The sequence below is a fragment of the Streptococcus cristatus genome, assembly GCF_003943505.1.
Taxonomy (GTDB): domain Bacteria; phylum Bacillota; class Bacilli; order Lactobacillales; family Streptococcaceae; genus Streptococcus; species Streptococcus cristatus_E.
Genome location: NZ_RJPS01000032.1, coordinates 1 through 1,099, shown reverse-complemented (window position 1 = coordinate 1,099; position 1,099 = coordinate 1). Strand labels below are relative to the sequence as shown.

Here is a 1,099-nt window from a genome sequence, read left to right as displayed (position 1 = left end):
CCTGAATACCGTTTTGGTCAAAATCCAGGCTCATTTTACGGAATGAAGTCTGATATTAATAAAACATTGACTACTGTTGCTAGCTCAGCTAAAAAAGACCATGTTATCGTCGGTGATTTTGAAAATGCTGTTAAATGGGGATATGCTGAAGAAATTCCTCTTGAAATTATTAAATACGGTGATCCAGACGGTGCTGGTCGTGATTTGAAACGCTACCGTGAAGTTTGCTTGCGTACACAGGTGTATGTGGGTTGGGGAATTCTTGACGAGCAGGCATTTGCTCGTGTGGAGGCTTAATATGGAATATATTAACAAAGAAACTTTGGTAACAATTGAAACAGATTGTAAATTGCTGGGCGACTGGGTTCCCGCTGCTGAATTTACAAAGTCACAAGAAGGACAAGCGGATGATTCGGAAAACTGGACTGTGCCAGAGCTCAAGTCTAAGCTAGATGAGCTTGGTGTTGAGTACAGTGACAAAGCTAAGAAAGCAGAATTGTTGGCTTTGCTGGAAGCGCATAAGGAGTAAGTTAAATGGGGGACTTTGCAACAGTTGAAGATCTGGAAACTTTGTGGCGTCTTTTAAAATCAGACGAGCGCAAGAGAGCAGAGGCTCTGTTGAAAATTGTCTCTGACTCTCTGCGTGTCGAAGCTAAGAAGATTGGGAAAGACTTGGATGTGCTTGTGGCTGAGGATTCATCTTTTGCAAGTGTGGTCAAGTCTGTTACTGTCGATGTGGTAGCTCGTACCTTGATGACCTCTACTGAGCAGGAACCAATGACTCAGTTTGCTGAGAGTGCTTTGGGCTATTCGGTTAGTGGGTCCTATTTGGTTCCCGGTGGTGGTCTCTTTATCAAGGACTCAGAACTCAAACGCTTGGGACTAAAGAAGCAAAGATTTGGGGTGATGGAGATCTATGGGACGGATTAAGGGAATTACCGTGATCTTAATTGACAAGGTCAAGACAGGACAGGATGATTTTGGTCATTCCGTCTTTGAAGATCGAGAAATTGAGGTTGAGAATGTGCTAGTACAGCCAACCTCAACAGATGATAAAGTCAGCCAGCTCAATCTTACTGGCAAGGTAGCTGTCTATACC

The 1,099-nt window shown here is 43.5% G+C and carries 2 protein-coding genes and 2 pseudogenes; all 4 read left to right on the top strand.

All coding sequences use genetic code 11. The annotated features are described in order from the left end of the window. Positions 1 to 297: pseudogene (locus D8792_RS10745) on the top strand (phage major capsid protein); the annotation flags it as partial. 1 nt (position 298) lies between these two features. Further along, positions 299 to 529 carry a HeH/LEM domain-containing protein gene (locus tag D8792_RS10740; RefSeq protein WP_125371334.1) on the top strand — a complete coding sequence of 77 codons (231 nt, stop codon included), beginning with the start codon at positions 299 to 301 and terminating at the stop codon, positions 527 to 529. 5 nt (positions 530 to 534) lie between these two features. Then, a complete protein-coding gene (locus D8792_RS10735) occupies positions 535 to 930 on the top strand; it encodes a phage Gp19/Gp15/Gp42 family protein (RefSeq protein WP_125371333.1) in 396 nt (131 codons plus the stop codon). After that, positions 917 to 1,099 (top strand): annotated as a pseudogene (locus D8792_RS10730) (hypothetical protein); the annotation flags it as partial. The gene D8792_RS10735 and the pseudogene D8792_RS10730, both read left to right, overlap by 14 nt.

What these genes read in the sequence shown, in the direction of transcription:
- D8792_RS10740 (WP_125371334.1), top strand. Translation starts at nt 299, where the DNA reads ATGGAATATATTAACAAAGAAACTTTGGTAACAATTGAAACAGATTGT.
- D8792_RS10735 (WP_125371333.1), top strand. Translation starts at nt 535, where the DNA reads ATGGGGGACTTTGCAACAGTTGAAGATCTGGAAACTTTGTGGCGTCTT.